Origin of the sequence: Glycomyces niveus, from assembly GCF_017592475.1 — a bacterium.
In the GTDB taxonomy this organism is placed as follows: domain Bacteria; phylum Actinomycetota; class Actinomycetes; order Mycobacteriales; family Micromonosporaceae; genus Glycomyces; species Glycomyces niveus.
The window spans coordinates 1-20,290 of sequence record NZ_JAGFNP010000003.1 but is presented as its reverse complement, the minus strand read 5'-3'; the positions used below and the strand labels follow the sequence as shown (position 1 = coordinate 20,290).

Here is a 20,290-nt window from a genome sequence, read left to right as displayed (position 1 = left end):
TCAGCCGAGGGTCCAGCGCTGGTTGGAGGTCCCGCTGCAGGCCCAGAGGATGATCTGGGTGCCGTTGGCGGTGGCCCCGCCCATCGCGTCGAGGCAGAGTCCGTTATGGACGTTGGTAATGGTGCCGTTCGAGGTGACGTTCCAGCGCTGGTTCGCGCCGCCCGTGCAGTCCCAGATGACCGCCTTGGTGCCGTTGGCCGTACCCCAGCCGTACGCTTCGAGGCACTTGCCGTCGACCTTCAGCTCACCGGCCGAGGTGCGGGTGAGGGACTGGTTGGCGCCGCCGTTGCAGTCCCACAGCACCGCTTGCGTCCCGTTCGTCGTCGAGCCGCCCGGGTTGTCCAGGCAGCGGTTGGAGGCGGCGCCCACGATCGAGCCGCTGCTGGTCGAAGACCCGGCCAGGCCGAAGAAGCGCAGCGTCTCGCTCTCGCGCACGGGCAGGCCGTGGTCGACGCCGGCCATGCTGATCGCCTCGACCGGGGCCTGGCCGCCGGTGCCGCCGTAGCGGGTGCGGGTCCAGTTCGGCTCCGGAGTGTCGGTGTAGTCGGCGGTCTGGTCGGTGCCGTTGACGTTCGTCCACTGGTCGATCTGCTCTTGGAAGTTCGGGTAGCGGAGCACGTCGTCCTCGGTGCCGAACCAGACCTGCATGCGCGGCCAGGGGCCGTTGTAGCCGGGGTTGGCGCCTCGGACCGCGTCGCCCCACTGCTGCGGGGTGCGGTCGATCCGGCCCTCGGAGCACTCGGAGTTCCACTCCGAGCCGTTGGTGGTCGCGAAGCAGGTGAAGGGGACGCCGGCGTAGGTCGAACCGGCCTTGAAGATCTCGGGGTGGACGCCGAGCAGGACGTTGGTCATCATCGCGCCCGAGGAGACGCCGGTCGCGAAGATGCGGTTGCGGTCGGCGCCGTAGTTCGCGAGCACGTAGTCGACCATGGACTTGATGCTGACCGAGTCGCCGCCGGTGCCCGAGAGCGAGGCCTGCGACGCGACGTCGAAGCACTTGCTGCTGCGGGTGACGGACGGGTAGACGACGATGTAGCCGTACTGCTCGGCGAGCTCGTCGTACCGGGTGCCGTTGTAGAAGTCCGGCCCGGACCCGGTGCACCAGTGGTTGCCGACGACGATTGCCGGGTTCGGCGCGACATTGTCGGGCACGTACAGGTACATCGCGAGGCCGCCGGGGTTGTTCCCGAAGTTCGTGATCTGCTGGAGTTGGGCGGCCTGCGCCGCCTTGGGGGCCGTGAAGACCGCCAGGGCGGAGGCCAGCGCGAGCGCGATCGCGAAGGCCGCCGCAGCGCTGCGGCGCCATGGGATGGGCGTGGACAAGAGTGTGTTCCTTCCTTGAAGGGAGGGCCGCGTGTGGTCGGCACCGCGAGGCGGCGCCGGCGACGTTCGGTCAGCGAGGTCGACATGGACGATGTCGAGGGCACTGCCATCGCCCCGTCTTGACATTGAGTGATGTCGATTCTTGAGCTGCCGCGAGTTACGGTACGCAGCCATCGGTCCGTTTGTCAATTGATGGAACTAAGTATTCTCGTCGGCCCGGGGGAGTGCATCGGAGACAGGAGAGCCCCGGCCGCCCAGACCGGGGCTCTCATCGAGGGGTATGGGGGCTATTTGCCGTTCCACCACCAGAGCTGGGTCATGCGCTCTTCGTAGTACTGGATGATGTAGCCGCCCGCGACCGCGTGGTCGCCCTCTTCCACCCAGTTGAAGTTGCAGTGGACCCAGGTTCCGGCGCCCTCGGCGTTGGCGCACCAGCGGTGGGCGACGCCGTTGTCGGAGTAGATGATGGCCGCCGCGCCGTAGCCGTCGGCCTGGCCGTCCCTGACGTAGACGTGGTCGCCGCTGTAGTCGACGCAGACCTGGGTGCTGTGGTAGGTGCTGCTCGTGGTCATGCACTCGCCCTGCGGGAGGCCGACCCGCTCGCCGTACGCGCAGATCACGCGTTCGAGCTCGCAGTCGGCGTAGTAGTTGGCCTCGGCCATGGCCGCCGAGGGCAGGGCGAACACCGCGATCGCGGCGGCCGCGAGGAGCATCGCGAGGCGGTAGGCGGTGCGGTTCAGCTTGCGCCCCAGCCGGTCGGAGAAGCGTTGCAAGAGATCGTCCTTTCAGGTCATTCGCAGGATGCGGCGGCGGCGAAGGTCTGCAGCTCGGACTGCGCGGCGGCGTCCGGGCTCGCGGACTCCAGGGCGGAGACGAGCGCGTCGGCGCCCTCCCCGGCCAGGAGCTCCTCGACGCCTTCGTCGGCGTGGAAGTCGGTGGCGGCCGCGAAGGCCTCGGCGTCCTGGACGGTCCCCTCGGACTCGCCGTTGCCGAGCGTGGCGTCGTCGAAGGGGATCTCCGAGCCCTCGCCGAGGCTGCGCCACTGGGCCGGGAGGTAGTCGCCGGGGGAGCAGACGGCCTCCTCCCAGCGGATCGCCATCACGTACTGGTGGCCCACCTCGACGCGGGGGAAGTCGGCCAGTGCCATCTCGACGGCGTCGTCGGGGTCGCCCCCGTCGAAGTGCCAGCCGAGGGCCGAGTAGTCCCAGGTCTCGGGGGCCGCCTGCGGGGCGCCCTCCCGCGACCAGAGGACGTCCTGGACCTCCAGCGAGACGACGCGGCCGATGATGCCCTCGCCGCGTTCGAGTTCGCTCTCGGACGGCGGGACGGTCTCCTCGGCGACGGCCTCGACGACGAGGACGTGGTCGGCGTAGGTGACCCAGTCGGTCGCCGTCACGCTCGGGAGGTGGTCGCTGCCGTGGGCCAGCAGCACATCGGGTTCGGGGGCGGCCTGGCCGTCGACCGCGGGCGCGGCGAGCGCCGCGACGGCGATGCCGGTGACGGAGGCGGACGCGACGATGCCGGCCGCCGCTGCGATACGGGTGCGGGTGCGCATGGGGGTCCTCCTCAGTAGGTCGCGTTGATGTTGTCGACGTTGTTGTCCTGCAGGACTTCGTCGGTGCTGACCGGCGTCTCCATGCACCCGAGCCGCTCGTCGCGGTTGCTCAGCTGCGGCGACGCCTGGTTGCCGTGGACGAGGCCCACGGCGTGGCCGGTCTCGTGGCAGGTGAGGCCCTGGACGTAGTTGCCGCCGCCGAGGATGCGGATGTACTGCTGGTCGCAGCGCAGGTCGCTGGCGGCGTTGTTGCAGAAGGTGACGCCGTCGGAGCCCGAGGGGACGCCGATGCCGCTCTCCTCGTAGACGATGTCGGTCTCGGCGCTGCCCGAGAACTCGGGCGACGTGTCGAGGGTGACCGTGAAGTCGGTGGGGGCGTAGATGTCCGACATGACGTCGATGACGACCCGGCGGTCCTCCGCCTCGAGCTCGTTGGTCCCTCCACTGTCCATGTAGTACGTCAGCTGGGCGTTGTCGGTCTGGCAGGAGAGGTTCCCGTCGGGGCCGCTCTCGCTGTAGCAGCCGAGGTTCGCGTACGGGGTGGGGTACATGTTGTCGGTGATCGCCGCCCAAGCGGCGCCGGCCGTGACCGCGACGACCGTGAACGCGACGGAGGACAGGACTATCGTCCTGGCGCTCAACCGCTTCGCAGAAGTGCTCGACATAGGGTGCCTTCCCTTCCGGCCGGTCAAAGGGGGGAACCGGCCTCCGCCAGCGTAGGTAGCGGCCGGTACAAGCCCTGCATACGAAGCGCATACGCGCCGCGCCCACACAGGCGGACGCACTGGTCACCGAGGGTGCGGGCCACAGTGTTCTGTGCTGTTCGGAAACGACGGCTGTTAACCTGTGCGCCATGCGCTTCCGCGTGCTGGGACCGCTTCAGGCGGAGTCGGAGGGGCGCCTGCTGCGGCTCGGCGGCCCGCGCCAGCGCGCGGTCCTGGCGGCGCTGCTCGCCAGCCCGAACCGGACCGTCAGCCGCTCCCGCCTGATCGAACTGGCCTGGGACGAACCGACCCCGTCCGCGGAACCCAATCTGCGCAGCTACATCTCGAAACTGCGGAGCCTGCTGGGCGGAACCGCCGATGGGGGACCGCGGATCCGGTACGACCAGGGCTTCCTCATTCGCGTCGAGCCCGGCGAACTCGACCTGTGGGACTTCGAACGGCACGTCGAACTCGCCCGCCGGGCGGACCGTATCGCCGACGCCGCGGCGTCACTGGAGCGGGCGCTGGCGCTCGTGCGCGGCGAGCCGTTCCAGGACGTCGTCGCAGGCGTCCGCTTCGACGGGCTCAGGGCGGCACTGCAGGAACGCCTCGACCAGGCCGCCGAGCGGCACATCGACCTCAAGATGGACCTCGGAGCGCACGCCGCGCTCATCGGCGAGCTGCGCACGCTGCTCGCGCAGCAGCCGCTGCGCGAGCACCTCGCCGCCCAGCTCATGCTCGCGCTCGCGCGGTCCGGGCGGCGCGGCGAGGCCCTCGCGGTCTACCGCGGCACCCGCGAACGCCTCGTCGAGGCACTGGGCACCGAACCCGACCGCGAACTCCAGGAGGTCCACCACCGGGTCCTCAACGGCCGCATCGGGTCCGACGAGCCGCGCCCGGCGGCCGCGCCGCCTGCCGCGCCGGTCGACCTGTTGCCGTTCGGGTTGCGCGTGTTCACCGGCAGGGACCGGGAGCTCAAGCTCCTCGACACGATCGCGGATCCCGCCGCGCCGGCGCGGATCGCGGTCGTCTCCGGGAGCGCCGGCATGGGCAAGACCGCGGTCGCCGTCCACTGGGCGCATCGGGCCGCCGACGACTTCCCCGACGGTCGGCTGTACGCCGACCTGCGGGGCTTCGGCCCCGCTGAGGCCCCGGCGGACCCGGGGGAGGTGCTGCGGACGTTCCTTGAGGCGCTTGGCGATGCGCCCGCGAGCATCCCGGTCGGAACCGAAGCGCGGGCGGCGCGCTTCCGGAGGCTGCTGGCGGACAAGCGGATCCTCATCGTCCTGGACAACGCCAGGGACCCGGTGCAGGTGCGGCCGCTGCTGCCCGGCGCGCCCGACTGCGCGGTCGTGGTCACCAGCCGCAACCGCCTCACCGGCCTGATCGCCTCGACAGCGGCGCTGGTCGTGCCGCTCGAGGCCATGGACGGGCCGCAGGCGCGGACGCTCCTCGCCGGCCGGCTCGGAACCGAACGCCTCGCCTCCGATCCGATTGCGGTGCAGCGCATCGCGGACGCCTGCAAGGGCCTGCCGCTCGCGCTGTCGCTCGTCGCGGCGAACGCGGCCTCACGGCCCGGCGACCCGCTCGCCGCCCTCGCCGACGAGCTCGGCAGCGCCGGGACGCTGCTCGACGGTCTCGGTGCGGCCGATCCCGCGACCGACCCCAGGACCCTCCTGCGCTGGTCCTACCGGCAGCTGAGTCCCGCCGCAGCGCGGCTGCTCCGGCTCCTGGCCGTCCACCCTGGACCCGACTGCTCCGCGCGCGCCGCCGCGAGCGCCGCCCGCACCAGCCTTCCTTCGACCCGGGCGGCACTGGCCGAACTCGTCGAGGCCAGCCTCCTCCTGCACGCGCCCGACCACCGGTACGGCCTCCACGACCTGGTGCGCGCCTTCGCGATCGAGCTCGCCGCGCAGGCGCCCGACGAACGCGAAGCGACGGCGCGGGGCCTGCTCGACCACTACCTGCACACCGCATTCGCCTGCGATCGGCTGCTCGACCCGTCCCGAGAACCGATCAACCTGGCCCCCACGGAGATCGCTCCTCACTCCATCATAGACGGTACGGCTGCGATGCGCTGGTTCGCCGCCGAGACCCCAGTCCTGCTCGCCGCCGTCGAGCACGCCGCGGCGCTCGGCTTCGACGTCCACGTCTGGCAGCTCGCGTGGACGCTCCTCAACTACCTCAACCGGCAGGGCCGCTGGCCCGAGATCGCGGTCCTCAGTGAGCGGGCACTCGCCGCGGCCACCCGGCTCGGCGACACCGCCGCGCAGGCCCGCGCGCTCCGCGACCTCGGACAGACCTGCGCCCGGCTGGGGCGCTTTCCCGAGGCGCACGTCTATCTCGACCGCGCACTCGCCTTGTGCGAGAACGACGGCGACCGGCGCGGCCAAGCCCACGCCCACCACCTCCGCGGCCGCCTCCTGCGACGCCAGGGCCGCCTCCCCGAAGCGCTCGAGGCCACCCGCCGCGCTCTCGCCCTCTTCCAATCCTCCGGCGACCGGATGGGTCAGGCCCGCACCCTCCAGGCCATCGGTTACCACCACCTCGTCACCGGCGATTACGCCGCCGCGCTCCCCGACTGCGAGCAGGCCGTCGAGCTCTTCCGCGCCCTCGGCGACCCCGTCAGCGAGAACGCGGTCCGGGACGACATCGCCACCGTCCACCACCACCTCGGCGACCATGCGCGAGCCGTCGCCGAGTACGAGCACGCCCTCGCCCGCTTCCGCGAACTCGGCTTCCGCCCCGGCGAAGCCGAAGTCCTCATCCACTTGGGAGAGACCCACCACGCCGCCGGCGCCCCGCGTGAAGCCCGCCGCGCCTGGGAAGCGGCCCTCGCCATCTGCGAAGACCTAGCCCACCCGGCGACCGAAAGCCTCCGCGCCCGCCTCGACGGACGCGCGCAGTTACCTCGATCGCCGTCCGAAACCTGGTTGCCCTATCACCCGACCTATGGCAGCATCCCGGCCATGACTCCAGTCCTGCAGACCGAACGCCTGCTCCTCGAGCCGTATGCGACCGCGGACGAAGCGGACTTCGTCGCCCTGTTCCAGGACACCCGCGTCTCGCAGTGGATGGGAAACGGCCCCCAGTCCAAGGAGGAGGACCGTGCGCTGTTCGGCCGCATCTTCACTAAGGTGTACGCGGAGCACAAGTTCGACGTCTGGGCCGTGCGCGAGAACGGCGTCTTCGTCGGCCACGCCGAGATCAAGCCCACCGAAGAGTCCGGCGGGCATGAGCTCATCTACGCGCTCGCACACCATGCGTGGGGCCGCGGCCTCGGCACCGAACTCGCGCAGGCGATCATCGACTACGGCTTCGACGTGCTCGGCCTCGACGAAGTCCACGCCACCGTCGCCGACCCCAACACCGCCTCGCTCGCGGTCATGAAGCGGATCGGCTTCGAGCACGTCCGCGACATCGCCGAGGACGACGGCACGACCACCAGAGTCCTGACCCTCACACGTCCGTGCGCATAGCCCCGAGGAACCGCCGACCCGGCCGATACAAGATTGCCGACGGTTCCGCACAGGTGTCATCGACCGCCATCGGGTCGGCGATCATCCCGTGAGCGGTCAGCCGTTGAGCCGCTTCGCCAGCAGCGCCTTGCCTTCCTCGGCGCCCTTGCGGCTCGCCCCCTGGGCGCGCTGGAAGAACGCCGCCAACTCGCTGTCGCCCGCGCGCTCGGCGTCGGCGATGTAGGTCTCCAGCCGCAGGGCGTTGCTCAAGCACGCTTCCACGAACCAGATGAGGTTGTAGTCCTTGTCGGGTGTACCGGTGATGTGGCCGGTGTCGCCGCTGGTCATGCTATTCCCCTCGAGTCGTCGAAGTCGCTTTCGTCCAGGAGTACCCGGGAGTGCCGCCTCGACACGTCAAGCCCGGCGAACCGGCCCGCACCGCCTTCCGCGCGTCCAGCCGGGTTCGTTTCATGTCGAGACATAGTCGATGAACGGAAAAAGGGCGGGCCCGCGATCGCGGACCCGCCCCGGTGATTCGCTGCTACTGGACGTCGACCCAGTACGAGTTGGTGTCGAGCTGGCCGCTGCCGATGAAGACCTCGGTGCCCGCCTGGATGCTCGTCAGGTACTTGGCGTTGCTCAGCCACTGCCGGTTGTAGACCAGGTCGTTGACGAAGTCCCGCAGATTGAGGCTCACCGAAGTGGTGTTCGAGGTCCGCACGAACGAGAAGACGTTCCAGCCGTTCCCGTTCCCCGCGTTGATCCAGCCGCGGTAGAGGTCCCAGTTGGCGCCGCCGATGTTGACCGTCGTCTGGTACGTGCCCGCCGGGCCCGCCCCGCCGAACCGATAGGGCCAGATCATGATCTCGTCGGTCGGAGTGCTCGAAGAGTCGGGATTCGACTGCGTGTGCAGCCACAGGTCGTAGGCGACGTTCATCGTGCCAGACCCGCTCACCGAGTAGTTCCAGGTGGTCGGGATGCTTCGGTTGTCCCAGATCCGCACGGGCAGTTCGGTGCCCGGACGCTGCCATCCCCAGTGCCAGCCGAGGACGACGCTGCTATAGCCCTTGACGGCGTTCGACTGCCCGCTCCAGTTCCAGTTCGTGCCCCAACCGATCGTGTCGCCGGACTGCCATGAGTCCCAGGCGCACTGCCAACCGGAACCGGAACCGGCACCCCAGAGGTTGTTGGCGACTTAGTACTTGCCCATGGCGACGGTGCCGCCCGAGGTACAGGTCGAGGCGGCCTGCGCAGGTGAGGCCGCGACCAGCGTCGAAGCCAGGGCGATGCAGAACGCGGCGATGGCGCGTGAGAGAGACGCTCATCCTTGAGGACATCTCGACTCCTCTAGACGGTGGGGAGGGGACCGGTCTCGGGTCCGTTTGCACGAACCTGAGCCGGTTTGAGGCGTTCATGATGACCCAAGAGATTGTTACATGTCAATACATAGTCTGAGAAGCCGCCGCCCGCCCAGTCCGACCAGCGGCGCCGATCCTGTCCGTTCGGGTCTGTGCGGGGCGATCGTTTCCGTGCCATGCGGTCCGCGCGGCACCGCATCGCGGTCTACTCTGGAGCAAATTCCTTCTCCGCCCCGGGAGCCCTCATGCGAGCCGTGATCCAGGAACGGTACGGAAGCGCCGCCGATCTGCGCATCGGGGAGCTCCCCGACCCGGTGCCGGCCGATGGCGAGGTGCTGGTCAGGGTCAAGGCGGTGTCGCTCAACGGGTCGGACCGGGAGAATCTGGCGGGGAGTCCGGCGTACTCGCGGATCGGCGGGCTCCGGCGGCCGCGGCACCCGGTGCCGGGCTCGGACATAGCCGGAGTCGTGGCGGCGGTCGGGGCCGGGGTGAGCGAGTTCCGGCCCGGCGATGAGGTGTTCGGGGAGCTCGCGGGGTATCGCGGGGGCCTCGCGGAGTACGTGGCGACGCCGCCGAAGCTGCTGTCGCGCAAGCCGTCCGGGCTGTCGTTCGCGGAGGCGGCGGCGATCCCGCAGGCGGGGTGCATCGCGTACAGGGCGACCCGCGGGGTGCGCCCGGGAGACAAGGTCCTGGTGAATGGCGCGGGCGGGGCCGGGGGCGCGTTCGTGGTCGCGCTGGCGAAGCACTGCGGCGCGGAGGTGACCGCGGTCGACGCGGCGGCGAAGGGGAGCTACCTGCTCAGTATCGGGGCCGACGCGGTGATCGGGTACGAGTCGGAGGACTGGGCCGACCGGCGAGACGCCTACGACCTGGTGATCGACCTGGTGGCGCAGCGCCCGCCGCACCGCGTGCATCGGGCGCTGCGCCCGCACGGGTCGTATTTGATGGTCGGCGGGCACGCCCGGATCCTCCTGGCGACGCTCGTCGCGGGCGCGCCGATCGGCTGGGCGGTGCGAAAGCGGGTGCGGGTGCTCGCAGTACCGCAGTCGCGCGAGGACCTGGAAGCGGTGACGGCACTGGTCGTCGAGGGATCGGCCGCGCCGGTGATCGACCGGGTGTTCCCGCTGGAGGAGGCGCCGGCGGCGTTCGCGAAGCTCGCGGCCGGCGACCATCGGGGGAAGTTCGTCGTCGAGGTCGCCTAACGCGCTTGAGGCGGGAGGATGCGGCGGTGCCTCGGCACTGCCGAGCCGGCGCGCCGAGAGATCCTGGTTCACCGGCGAATGACCGGCGGACGGGGCTCCTGATTCCCCGAATCCCCGTCTGATCACTGGTCTTGAGTCGGGACGACAGGATTTGAACCTGCGACCCCCCGCTCCCAAAGCGGGTGCGCTACCAAGCTGCGCCACGTCCCGATGGCCGTCCCTGGAGGACGGCCGTAGCAAGGGTACAGCACCTCTGCCGGGAATCCGGGCCCGGCCGGGAGTGGTCGTCCGGCCTGGTCGCCGCGGGGAGATGGGTCGACGGGCATCTATGTTTTCGATAACATTTCTGTTAGGTCGACGCTTGGCCGCTCTGAGGCGGCCGCCGCCGCGGCCGCCGGCTCCGGCGCGCCCGACGTCGCGCAGATCGAGTACGCGCCGTGCGGCAGTTCGCGCTCGCTGACTCCCTGGTCGACCTGACCCAATACGGCTTCGCCGACCTCGAGTCCCAGTATGTGTCCACTTGGGACGCCGAGAACCTCGCGGACGGCATCTACGGCCTGTCGCAGGACTCCGGGCCGATGATCATGCTCGAACCCGGCTACCTCGCGCCCATCCCGACCTGGAGCGACGACTGGTGGCAGGCCCTGTCCGACGGCATTGTCGCCAGCCTCATCATCGGCGCCTGGATGCCGGGCATCCTCGAGGGCTCCGTGCCCGACGGCGCCGGCGACTGGCGCGTGGCCCCTGTCCCCAGCTACGACGGCACGCCCGTCACGGCCGAGAACGGCGGCAGCTCCCAGGCGGTCCTGAAGCAGTCCGAGACCCGGCGCTCGCGGCCGCGTTCCTGCGCTGGCTCAACAGCTCCGAGCAGAGCATCGACGTGTTCCTGGAGAGCGGCGGCTTCCCGTCCACCACCCCTACCTCAACTCCGAGGAGTTCCTGGCCGAGGCCCCCGAGCACTTCGGCGGCCAGCGGATCAACCAGGTCTCGGTCGCGGCCTCGCAGAACGTGGTGCCCGACTCCCAGTACCTGCCGTTCCAGGTGTACGCCGACAGCGTCTTCCCGGACACCGTGGGCGTCGCCTACACCGATCAGAGCGACCTCAACGCGGGCCTGCAGGCCTGGCAGGAGCAGCTGGTCTCGTACGGCGACTCGCAAGGGTTCAAAGTGAACTGACGCAAGGGAAACGGCCGGCGGCCCGGGTGGGGCCGCCGGCCTTTGCGCGTCTGCTGCAGGATCAGATGCTCGAGCCGCCGCCGGAGGTGTTGCTCCACCAGGCGCTGTAGGCGTTCAGCGAGTAACGCTTGGACACGCCGCCGGTCGAGGAGCACTCGAAGCCGAACTGCATGGTGTCGAAGGTGGTGTTGCGCAGGAGGTTCTGGGAGGCGGACCAGCGCCAGATCGCCGCGGCGTCGATGGTGCCGGTGTTGCGCTGCTGGGCGGGGACGAACTGGAGGACGTTCCAGCCCGGGTCGGCCTGCCAGACCGAGGAGTAGAGGATGCCGCCGACGGTCACGTTGGTCGCGACTTGCCTGCCCCAGCCGCCGAGCGGTCCGGGGGTCCAGCTGGTGAAGACCATGATCTCGTCTTGGTTGTTGGTCGACCAGAGGTCGGCGGTCCAGCCCCAGTTGTCGCCGCCGGTGACGGGAGCCGAGCTCGTGTCGAACCAGAAGCCCGCCGACTGCAGCTGGTTGAGCGGGGTCTGGGGCCGGACCGAGGTGTTGGGGTAGGACTTGATCCCGCCGCCGGAGTGGTTCGCGTCGACGTACCAGGACTTGATGCTGTTGACGGTCTGGCACTGCCGGCCGCCGTTCTCGCCCCAGATGTTGTTGTGGATCGTCCAGGTGCCCTGGCTCCAGCTGCCCCACCGGTCGCACGTGGAGTACACCTGCGCCTGCGCCGGAGACGCGAAGCTCAGGAACCCGGCGATCACGGCGACGATCAGGGCCAAGCGGCCCAAGCGGGCCGACATGCTGCTGACGGTCATCGAATCCCTCCCTCGGATCGAAATATGCATATAGACATGTTGCGATGCGAACCGTCCGGAAGTCAATGTTTGATCGAGTAGATAAACAAATTAAGGTCAGATGTATCTACTCATCCACTATGAGAACTAGCCTCGAAACCGCGTGATAATGCTGAAATGGTGCAAAAGACTGACAATAAGATCCGATTAATCAGGGTTGTATGCGAGTGCGGTAGCTGTCTGCCAACCGGGCCAGGTGGCGGCTGTAGGCGCGGAGCAGTTCGCGGTAGTGCGGGGGATCGGGAGCCTCGCCGGGCCGGGTCAGGGCCAGCTGCCCGATGTAGGAGACGAGCGGGTCGCCGGGGTAGCCGACGCCCGGGCACTCCTCGAGCCAGGTCAGCAGCGGCGCGATCGCGGCCCGCGCGGCCGCCGTGACGCGCTCGGCGTGGTCCGACTGCGCCTGCGGCCCTTCGAGGTCCGGCCACTCCTCCACCGCGTTGCCGACGGCCGCGGCGACCGCGAGCGTCAGGTCGCGCTTGAAACCCGTGTCGACCGTCCAGTCCGGCAGCGGGTAGCGGGCGTCGAGCGAAGCGGCGCGGGCCATCGCCGGTCACGCGCTCTTGCGCTTGGCCGCGGGGGCCTTCTTCGCGGTCGTCTTGCGCGCGGCGGACTTCTTGGCCGTCTTCTTGGCGGTCGCCTTCTTGGCCGCCTTCTTCGCGGTCTGCTTCACCGCCTGCTTGGCCGGCCGCCGCCGTCCCGACCCGGACTTGGCCTGGTCGACGCTCTTGGCCAGCGCCTCCATCAGGTCGATGACCTTCGCCTTCGGCTCCGCCTTGACCTTCGCCTTGAGGGTGCGGCCGTGGGCCTTGGCCTCGATGAGTTCGTACAGGGCCTCCTGGTAGTCGTCGGTGTAGTCCTCGGGGTGGAACTCGTCCATGGCCATCGAGTCGATGAGCATGGCGGCCATCTTCAGCTCGGCGGCCTTGGCCTCGCCGCCGAGGCCGGAGGCCTCGGGCTCGCGGATCTCGTCGGGCCAGACCATCGTGTGCAGGACCAGCACGTCCTCGCGGGGGAGGAGCGCGGCCAGGCTCTCGCGCCGCCGCAGGGTGACCCGGACGACCGCGATGCGGCCGGAGTCGACGAGCGACTCGCGCAGGAGCGCGTACGGCCGCGCGGCGGCCTTGCCGGGCTCGGCGTAGTAGGACCGCTCGTAGAAGATCGGGTCGATCTTCTCGGCGGGGATGAACCCGATGACCTCGATGGTCTTGGAGGTGCTGACGGGCAGGTCGGCGAAGTCGTCGTCGTCGAGGAGCACGATGTCGCCATCGTCGGTCTCGGTGCCCTTCGCGATGTCGTCGGGCTCGACCACCTCGCCGTCGAGCTCGCAGACCTTCTGGTAGCGGATGCGGCCGCCGTCGGCCGCGTGGTACTGGTGCAGTGAGAGGTCGTGGCTGCCCGTGGCCGCGCGGAGCCGGATCGGGATGCTGACCAACCCGAATGCGATGACGCCGTCCCAGATAGCCCCTGGCATGAGAACAGCATGCCACTGTGAGTGGTGGGTCGCGTGCGATACGTGATGATTCCTCGTTTGTCGCGCCCGCCTCTCGGGTATCTTGCGCTCATGGCACGAGGTGGCAAGCTCGCCGACTACCGCCGGAAACGCGACTTCGCCAAGTCCAGCGAACCCGCCGGCGGCCGCGCGGCGCGCCGCGCCGCCAGCGACGTGGGCGAGCTCTTCGTCATCCAGCGCCATGACGCCACCCGCCTGCACTTCGACTTCCGCCTCCAGATCGACGACGTGCTCGTCTCCTGGGCCGTCCCCAAGGGTCCGTCCCTCGACCCCGCCGACAAGCGCCTCGCCGTCCGCACCGAGGACCACCCCCTCGAATACGCCGACTACGAGGGCCGCATCCCCGATGGCGAGTACGGCGCCGGGACCGTGATCGTCTGGGACACCGGCCGGTACGTGAACATCACCGAGAAGCGCGGCAAGGAGGTCCCGATCGAGGAGGCCCTCGAGCACGGCCACATCAAGGTCTGGCTCGCCGGCGAGAAGATCATGGGCGGTTTCGCCTTGTCCCGCATGGGCGACGACGAGGACAACTGGCTGCTCGTCAAGGTCGACGACGAAGGCGTCGACCGCCGCCGAAAGCCCGCCAAGACCCAGCTCGAATCGGTGCTCACCGGCCGCACCAACCGGGACCTCGCGTGACCGGCTTCCAACCGCTCATGCTCGCGACGCTCACCGAGCGCCGCTTCTCCAGCGGCGACTGGATCTTCGAGCGGAAGTTCGACGGGATGCGCGCGTTGGCCGTGCGCGAGGGCGGCGGCGCGGTGCAGCTGTGGTCGCGCAACGAGCGGCGGGCCGACGCGAGCTTCCCCGAGCTGGTGGAGGCGCTCGCGGAGCTGGGCGGGCCGGAGTTCGCGGTGGACGGCGAGATCGTCGCCTTCGACGGCAGGCAGACGAGTTTCGCCCGCCTCCAGGCGCGCATGCACCTCACCGGCGCCGCGCGGATCGCCGCGACGGGCGTCGACGTCTACTACTACGTGTTCGACCTGCTCTCCCTCGGCGGCGAGGACCTGACGCGCTTCCCGCTGCGGGACCGCAAACGGCTCCTCAAGCGCGCGTTCGACTTCCGCGACCCGCTGCGGTACTCGGTGCACCGCAACACGGTCGGGCGGGAGTACTTCGAGGACGCGTGCGGGCGCGGCTGGGAGGGCGTGATCGCCAAGCGCGCGGCCTCGCGCTACCGCGGGGGCCGCTCGAAGGACTGGCTCAAGTTCAAGTGCGTGCGCGACCAGGAGTTCGTGGTCGGCGGCTTCACCGAGCCGCAGGGCTCGCGGGCCGGGTTCGGGGCGCTGCTCGTGGGCTACCACGACGGCCCTGGCCCGCTCCGCTACGCGGGCAAGGTCGGCACCGGCTACGACGAGCGCACCTTGCGGGCGCTCCGGGCCCGGATGGACAGTCTGGAGCGGGACTCGAGCCCGTTCCAGGACCGGGTGCGCGAGAAGGGGGCGCACTGGATCGAGCCGGAGCTGGTGGTGCAGGTGGGTTTCACCGAGTGGACGACCGACGGCATGCTGCGCCACCCGCGCTATCAGGGCGAGCGGACGGACAAGCCCGCCGAGGACGTCGTCAAGGAGACCGTCTGATGGCGCAGATCCACGTGGCCGGGCAGGACATCAAGGTGTCCACTCTCGATAAGGTGCTCTATCCGGACAACGGTGTGACCAAGGGGGACATGCTCGTCCACTACCTCGCGGTCGCCGAGGCGATGCTCCCGCACCTGCACGGGCGGCCGCTGACGATGCGCCGCTACCCGCACGGGATCTCGACCGAGGGGTTCTTCCAGAAGGACACCTCCGGCCACTTCCCGGAGTGGATCGAGACCGTCGACGTCCCGCACCGCCGCAGCGAAGGCAGCATCCAGTACGTCGTCTGCGACGACGCGGCGTCCCTGCTCTACCTGGCGAACCTGGGCACGATCGAGTACCACATCTGGACCGCGACCACCGCCGACCTCGACCGACCCGACCGGCTCGTCATGGACCTCGACCCGCCCGACGGCGTCACGGTGGCCGAGCTGCGGTCGGTCGCCCGACGCGCCCGCGACCTCTTCACCGACGCCGGCCTCACCCCGTACTTGCAGGCCACGGGCGGGCGCGGCTTCCACGTCGTCGCACCGCTCGACCGCGGCGGCGACTACCGGTTCGTGCGCGACCTCGCCGGGGACCTCGCCGACCGGCTCGCCGCCGACGACCCCGACCGGCTCACCACCGCCCAGCGCAAGAACCGCCGCGGCGACCGGATCTTCCTCGACGTCAACCGCAACGGCCGCTCGCAGACCTTCATCGCGCCCTACTCCCTGCGCGCCCGCCCCGGCGCGACCGTCGCCACGCCCCTCAACTGGAGCGAGCTGAGCCGCACCGACCCGGACACGTTCACGATCGCCTCCATCCGCCGCCGACTCGCCCGCAAGTCCGACCCCTGGTCCGGCATGGACGCCCACGCGGCCTCGCCGCACGCCGTCCGCGAACGCCTCGACTCCTGGCGATAGTGAAGAGTGTAGATCGATCTATTGACGAGGTTTGGACGGCAAACCTAGTCTGAGGTGGCAGCGCTCGACCCCGATTCCCCCGGCGACGGCGCTGCGCCCTTCGAAAATCCCTTTTCCGGCAAGGAGACTCCACATGAGTCCGACCACTGTGCATCGACGACGGCTGCGCCTCGGCGCGATCGCGGCGTCGGCCGCCGCCGTCCTGACCGCCGGCCTCCTCGTGGCCGCCAGTGCCCAAGCGGCCCAAGGCTGCGAGGTCGAGTACAACGTCACCGGCCAGTGGCCGGGCGGCTTCACCGCCGACGTGAAGGTGATCAACCTCGGCGAGCCGATCGACGGCTGGGACCTCGAGTGGGTCTGGCTCGAAGGCCAGCACGTGACGCAGATGTGGAACGCGGAGTACACGACCACGGGCGAGACCGTGGTCGCCGAGGACCTGGGCTACAACGCCGAGATCGCCACCGGCGCCTCGGCCTCGTTCGGGTTCAACGGGTACTGGGCGGGGGTCAACACCAACCCGACCGAGTTCCGGCTCAACGGGAGGGTCTGCGACGGCAGCGTCGGCGAGCCCACCACCCCGCCCACGAGTGAGCCGCCCACCGGCTCGGCCGCTTGAGCGGACACCCTTGGCGGCGTGAGGACCACGGTCCTCACGCCGCTCCGCGGCCGCCCACGAAGACCGTCGCCGGGTGGCCGTTCACCAGCACCTCGTGCTCGGACGCGATCGCGAGGCGGTTCGCCCGCAGCGCCCGCTCGGCCTCCTCTGCCGCCATCCGGGCGATCAGCAGCACGAACCGCCCGGTGCGCGCGTCGAGCACCCGGTCGAAGGAGCGCGCCATCGCGCCCAGGAACTCCGGCAGCGCCAGCGGCAGGTCCTCGTACTCGCCCCACGGCGGATCGGTGACGATCACGTCCACTTCATCATCCTGAAAGGACGGCAGTGCTAGGGCGTCCTCGTCCAGGAACTCGATCCCGTCGCGGATACCCGCCGGGAAATCCCCCTGCAGCCGTTCGAGGTTCGCGTCCGAATACACGATCCGCCGCGCAGGGAACGACATCCGGGCGAGCGGGAACGAGCCCGAACCCGCGAACGGGTCGAGGAACACGTCGTCGGCCCGCGGCTTCGACGCGGCCACGAGCAGCGACGACAGCTCGTGCGAGATCGCCCCCGCCGCCTTCGCCGAGCGCTTCGGCCGGATGTGGCGGCGGCACAGCATCAGGTGGTCGAAGTCCGTCCGGCCCACCACCCAGTACTCCTCGCCCGAGCCGCGCCCGACCATGCGCTGCCCCGAGGCGTACGCGATCTCGGTCTCGAGCGCGCGCTTCGCCCTGGAGCCCACGGCGATCAGCTCGCCGTCCACATGGAACATCACCCGGAACGTGTCGGCCCGGGCGTCGAGCCCGTCGTAGCGCAGGCTCTCCGCCAGCTCCATGACGCCCCGGTCGACGTCGCGCCGCTCCACGTCCGCGATCACCGAGAACGAGTTCTTCACGAACGGGATCCGCACCACCTGCCCGTAGCCGCTGTCCGACTCGAAGATCAGCGAGCTGTCGTCGGCGTAGACGATCTCCGGCCGGTCCACGTGCGAGCCGATCGACGCCGCGACCAATTCGCCTGTTCCCGCAGGAAACTGAACGTAGTAGCGCACGACGGCGACTATACGCCGCCGCGCCCGCGAACCGGCGCTCACGACGACGTCGCCCGGACCCTCACCGGCCCCGCGCACCGAGCCCTAGACTGGCCCCCGCACGCACGACGACTTGGGGGAACAATGGAGCAGCGCGCATTCGGCCGGAGCGGCCAGACGGTGTCAGTGGTCGGCCTCGGCACCTGGCAGCTCGGCGCCGACTGGGGCGAGGTGCGGGAAGCGGACGCGCTCGCCGTCCTGGAGGCGGCCGTCGCGGCCGGCGTCACCTTCTTCGACACCGCCGACGTCTACGGCGACGGCCGCTCCGAGCAGCTGATCGGCCGCTTCCTCAAGGAGCGCCCCGACGCCGAGGTCCTGGTCGCCACCAAGATGGGCCGCCGCGTCGCCCTCGACCCGGCCCTCTACACGCTCGACAACTTCCGGGCCTGGACCGACCGGTCCCGCGCCAACCTCGGCGTCGACCGCCTCGACCTGGTCCAGCTCCACTGCCCGCCCACGCCGGTCTACAGCTCCGACGCCGTCTTCGACGCGCTCGACACCCTCGTGGACGAGGGCCGCATCGCCGCATACGGCGTCAGCGTCGAGACCTGCGACGAGGCCCTGACCGCGATCGCGCGGTCCGGGACCGCCAGTGTCCAGATCATCCTCAACCCGTTCCGGCTCAAGCCGCTCGAGGCCGTCCTGCCCGCCGCCGAGGCGGCCGGCGTCGGGATCATCGCGCGCGTGCCGCTCGCCTCGGGCCTGCTCTCGGGCAAGTACACCAAGGACACCGAGTTCGCCGCCAACGACCACCGCACCTACAACCGCCACGGCGAGGCCTTCGACCAAGGCGAGACCTTCTCCGGCGTCGACTACGCCACCGGCGTGGAAGCCGCCGTCGAGTTCGCCTCGCTCGCACCGGAAGGCGCGACCCCGGCGCAGACCGCGCTGCGCTGGCTCATCCAGCAGCCCGGCGTCTCCACGGTGATCCCCGGCGCCCGCAACCCCGAGCAGGCGCTGGCGAACGCCGCCGCGGCCGACCTCGCGCCGCTGCCCGAATCGACGCTCGAAGCCGTGCGCGACCTGTACGACGCGAAGATCCGCGCCCAGGTCCACCACCGCTGGTAGCCGCCCCTGGCGCCTCCCCGGAGGCGCCAGGCCTCCGCGGCCGTTGATATCGACGGATCGATATCGTTGACTTTTGAGGGGTGCCCGGTTAATCTGACCGCAATATTGTTACCGATCACAATTCGAGATCCCTCTGGAGTCCCTCATGCAGCACCCGCCGCTCAGTCGCCGCCGGCTCTTCCAGGCCGCCGGAGTGGCCGCCGCCTCCACCGCCGGCATCGCCTTCGCGCCCGGCGCCGCCCAGGCCGCCGACACCCCCGCCGTCCGGTACGTCAACCCGCTCATCCAGCAGCGCGCCGACCCGCACATCTGGCGGCACACCGACGGGTACTACTACTTCACCGCGAGCGTCCCCGCCTACGACCGCATCATCCTGCGGCGCGCGACCACCCTGCAAGGGCTCGCGACCGCCGCCGAGGCCACGATCTGGACCAAGCACGCTACCGGAGAGATGGGCGCGCACATCTGGGCGCCGGAGATCCACCACGTGAACGGCAAGTGGTACATCTACTTCGCGGCCGGGCGCGCCGAGGACAAGTGGGCCATCCGCATGTACGTGCTCGAGAACGCCAGCGCGAACCCGATGAGCGGCACCTGGACCGAGAAGGGCCGCATCGTCACGCCGCGCGACTCGTTCTCGCTCGACGCGACCACGTTCACCCAGGGCTCGACCCGCTACCTCTGCTGGGCCCAGAGCGACCCCGAACTCGGCTCGGGCACCAGCCTCTACCTGGCCGCGATGACGAGCCCGTGGACCATCACCGGCACGCCGGTGCGCATCAGCAAGCCGACCCACGCGTGGGAGACCGTCGGAGTCAAGGTGAACGAGGGCCCGTCGGTCGTGACGCGAAACGGCCGGATCTTCATGACCTTCTCCGCCAGCGCCACCGACGCGAACTACGCGGTCGGACTCCTGACCGCCTCGTCGGGCGCGAACCTCCTCAACGCCGCTTCGTGGACGAAGAGCGCGCAGCCGGTGCTGCGCAGCAGCGACGCGACGGGCCAGTACGGTCCGGGCCACAACTCCTGGACGGTCTCCGAGGACGGGCAGAGCGACATCCTCGTCTACCACGCCCGGCCCTACAAGGCCATCAGCGGCGATCCGCTCTACGACCCCAACCGGCACACCAGGATTCAGAAGGTCTACTGGCGCGCGGACGGCACGCCGGACTTCGGCATCCCGGTCGCCGCAGGCGCCACGCCGTACCGGTTCGCCCTGTACGGGCAGGCCGGCGCCTACCTGAACCACTACGACTACCGGGTCCGGGCGGGCACCGCCGTCGCCATGCTGGCCGATTCGCAGTTCCGGATCGTGCCGGGCCTGGCCGGTTCGGGGACGGTCTCGCTCGAGTCGGCGAACTTCCCGGGCCGCTATGTGCGGCACAAGAACTATGAGCTGTGGATCGAGGCCGACGACGGCTCTTCGGTGTTCGACTCGGACGCGAGCTTCTTCCAGCGGGGCGGGCTTGCCGATGCGGGTGCCGTCTCCTTCGAATCGTTCAACTTCCCGGGCCGGTACATCCGCGCCTCGGGAGGATTGGCCAACCTCCAAACGACCGCCACGGCGCAGGACCGGACGGACGCCACGTTCCGCCTGACCTGACCCCCGCGACCGCCCGGAGCCCCGATCGGCTCCGGGCGGTCGAGCGTCGCTCCCGCCGACTGAACCCCTGCTTGACGTCGGCCGGAACTCTTGGCATGATTCCCCGCGAACCGGTTCGCGGCGCGAGTCGCCTACTCCCTAAGGAAAGAGACCCCCTATGCAGCTGTTCGAGACGGCGAAGGACGCCATCACCTGGCGCGGCGACGGCGAGACGCTCGTCGTGCAGGCCTGGGGCCGCGATTCGCTGCGCGTGCGGAGCACCCGCGCGGGGGAGGTGCTCGACACCGACTTCGCCCTCCTCGAACCC

General features: G+C 70.0%; 18 protein-coding genes, 1 tRNA gene and 1 pseudogene. 9 read left to right on the top strand and 11 right to left on the bottom strand.

Features of this window, described 5'->3' with window-relative positions:
* From J5V16_RS05850 to J5V16_RS05835, 4 genes are all read right to left on the bottom strand, one after another.
* Nucleotides 1–1,323, bottom strand: coding sequence for an extracellular catalytic domain type 1 short-chain-length polyhydroxyalkanoate depolymerase (locus tag J5V16_RS05850; protein ID WP_208495163.1), 1,323 nt, complete (start codon nucleotides 1,321–1,323; stop codon nucleotides 1–3).
* A 287-nt stretch (nucleotides 1,324–1,610) separates the two neighbouring features.
* Nucleotides 1,611–2,096: a hypothetical protein gene (locus tag J5V16_RS05845; RefSeq protein ID WP_208495162.1), complete on the bottom strand. Its 486-nt coding sequence runs from the start codon at nucleotides 2,094–2,096 to the stop codon at nucleotides 1,611–1,613.
* Nucleotides 2,097–2,113: 17 nt separating this feature from the next.
* Nucleotides 2,114–2,878, bottom strand: coding sequence for a hypothetical protein (locus J5V16_RS05840; RefSeq protein ID WP_208495161.1), 765 nt, complete (start codon nucleotides 2,876–2,878; stop codon nucleotides 2,114–2,116).
* Between the two features lie 11 nt (nucleotides 2,879–2,889).
* A complete protein-coding gene (locus J5V16_RS05835; protein ID WP_208495160.1) occupies nucleotides 2,890–3,543 on the bottom strand; it encodes a hypothetical protein in 654 nt (217 codons plus the stop codon).
* 188 nt (nucleotides 3,544–3,731) lie between these two features.
* Between J5V16_RS05835 and J5V16_RS05830 the strand changes: the two genes are divergently transcribed.
* Nucleotides 3,732–7,061, top strand: coding sequence for a GNAT family N-acetyltransferase (locus J5V16_RS05830; RefSeq protein WP_208495159.1), 3,330 nt, complete (start codon nucleotides 3,732–3,734; stop codon nucleotides 7,059–7,061).
* 96 nt (nucleotides 7,062–7,157) lie between these two features.
* Here J5V16_RS05830 and J5V16_RS05825 read toward each other — a convergent pair whose 3' ends face one another.
* Together J5V16_RS05825 and J5V16_RS05820 are read right to left on the bottom strand one after the other, a co-directional pair.
* Nucleotides 7,158–7,388, bottom strand: coding sequence for a hypothetical protein (locus J5V16_RS05825; protein ID WP_208495158.1), 231 nt, complete (start codon nucleotides 7,386–7,388; stop codon nucleotides 7,158–7,160).
* A gap of 193 nt (nucleotides 7,389–7,581) precedes the next feature.
* Nucleotides 7,582–8,223, bottom strand: a pseudogene (locus J5V16_RS05820) (GH12 family glycosyl hydrolase domain-containing protein); the annotation flags it as partial.
* Between the two features lie 420 nt (nucleotides 8,224–8,643).
* On the opposite strand from J5V16_RS05820, the gene J5V16_RS05815 reads away from it, so the two are divergent.
* Entirely contained in the window at nucleotides 8,644–9,600 is a 957-nt protein-coding gene (locus J5V16_RS05815; RefSeq protein WP_208495157.1) for an NAD(P)-dependent alcohol dehydrogenase, read from the top strand.
* Between the two features lie 136 nt (nucleotides 9,601–9,736).
* Here J5V16_RS05815 and J5V16_RS05810 read toward each other — a convergent pair.
* A tRNA-Pro gene (locus J5V16_RS05810) sits at nucleotides 9,737–9,810 on the bottom strand.
* Between the two features lie 801 nt (nucleotides 9,811–10,611).
* Here J5V16_RS05810 and J5V16_RS05805 point away from each other — a divergent pair.
* Nucleotides 10,612–10,776, top strand: coding sequence for a hypothetical protein (locus J5V16_RS05805; protein ID WP_208495156.1), 165 nt, complete (start codon nucleotides 10,612–10,614; stop codon nucleotides 10,774–10,776).
* A 61-nt stretch (nucleotides 10,777–10,837) separates the two neighbouring features.
* Here the strand turns inward: J5V16_RS05805 and J5V16_RS05800 are convergent, their stop codons facing one another.
* The 3 genes from J5V16_RS05800 to ku form a co-directional block, all read right to left on the bottom strand.
* Nucleotides 10,838–11,587, bottom strand: coding sequence for a glycoside hydrolase family 12 protein (locus J5V16_RS05800; RefSeq protein ID WP_208495155.1), 750 nt, complete (start codon nucleotides 11,585–11,587; stop codon nucleotides 10,838–10,840).
* 190 nt (nucleotides 11,588–11,777) lie between these two features.
* Nucleotides 11,778–12,170 carry a hypothetical protein gene (locus J5V16_RS05795; protein WP_208495154.1) on the bottom strand — a complete coding sequence of 131 codons (393 nt, stop codon included), beginning with the start codon at nucleotides 12,168–12,170 and terminating at the stop codon, nucleotides 11,778–11,780.
* A gap of 6 nt (nucleotides 12,171–12,176) precedes the next feature.
* Nucleotides 12,177–13,097 (bottom strand): non-homologous end joining protein Ku, encoded by a 921-nt coding sequence (ku, locus tag J5V16_RS05790; protein WP_208495153.1) that lies wholly within the window; start codon nucleotides 13,095–13,097, stop codon nucleotides 12,177–12,179.
* A gap of 90 nt (nucleotides 13,098–13,187) precedes the next feature.
* On the opposite strand from ku, the gene J5V16_RS05785 reads away from it, so the two are divergent.
* From J5V16_RS05785 to J5V16_RS05770, 4 genes are all read left to right on the top strand, one after another.
* Complete coding sequence (locus tag J5V16_RS05785; RefSeq protein WP_208495150.1) at nucleotides 13,188–13,778, top strand: DNA polymerase ligase N-terminal domain-containing protein; 591 nt, start codon at nucleotides 13,188–13,190, stop codon at nucleotides 13,776–13,778.
* Between the two features lie 17 nt (nucleotides 13,779–13,795).
* Nucleotides 13,796–14,719, top strand: coding sequence for a non-homologous end-joining DNA ligase (gene ligD / locus J5V16_RS05780; RefSeq protein WP_208495627.1), 924 nt, complete (start codon nucleotides 13,796–13,798; stop codon nucleotides 14,717–14,719).
* Nucleotides 14,719–15,624: a non-homologous end-joining DNA ligase gene (gene ligD, locus J5V16_RS05775; protein WP_243900855.1), complete on the top strand. Its 906-nt coding sequence runs from the start codon at nucleotides 14,719–14,721 to the stop codon at nucleotides 15,622–15,624. The genes ligD (J5V16_RS05780) and ligD (J5V16_RS05775) overlap by 1 nt, the downstream gene beginning before the upstream one ends.
* A 133-nt stretch (nucleotides 15,625–15,757) precedes the next feature.
* Nucleotides 15,758–16,240: a cellulose-binding domain-containing protein gene (locus tag J5V16_RS05770; RefSeq protein WP_208495148.1), complete on the top strand. Its 483-nt coding sequence runs from the start codon at nucleotides 15,758–15,760 to the stop codon at nucleotides 16,238–16,240.
* 34 nt (nucleotides 16,241–16,274) lie between these two features.
* On the opposite strand, the gene J5V16_RS25415 is transcribed toward J5V16_RS05770, so the two are convergent.
* Nucleotides 16,275–17,273: a class I SAM-dependent methyltransferase gene (locus J5V16_RS25415; RefSeq protein ID WP_208495146.1), complete on the bottom strand. Its 999-nt coding sequence runs from the start codon at nucleotides 17,271–17,273 to the stop codon at nucleotides 16,275–16,277.
* A gap of 123 nt (nucleotides 17,274–17,396) precedes the next feature.
* Here J5V16_RS25415 and J5V16_RS05760 point away from each other — a divergent pair, with 123 nt between their 5' ends.
* The gene (locus tag J5V16_RS05760; protein WP_208495144.1) at nucleotides 17,397–18,380 is read left to right on the top strand and encodes an aldo/keto reductase; all 984 of its coding nucleotides are present in this window, start codon (nucleotides 17,397–17,399) and stop codon (nucleotides 18,378–18,380) included.
* 145 nt (nucleotides 18,381–18,525) lie between these two features.
* Entirely contained in the window at nucleotides 18,526–19,983 is a 1,458-nt protein-coding gene (locus J5V16_RS05755) for a family 43 glycosylhydrolase (RefSeq protein WP_208495142.1), read from the top strand.
* The last annotated feature ends 307 nt before the right edge of the window (nucleotides 19,984–20,290 follow it).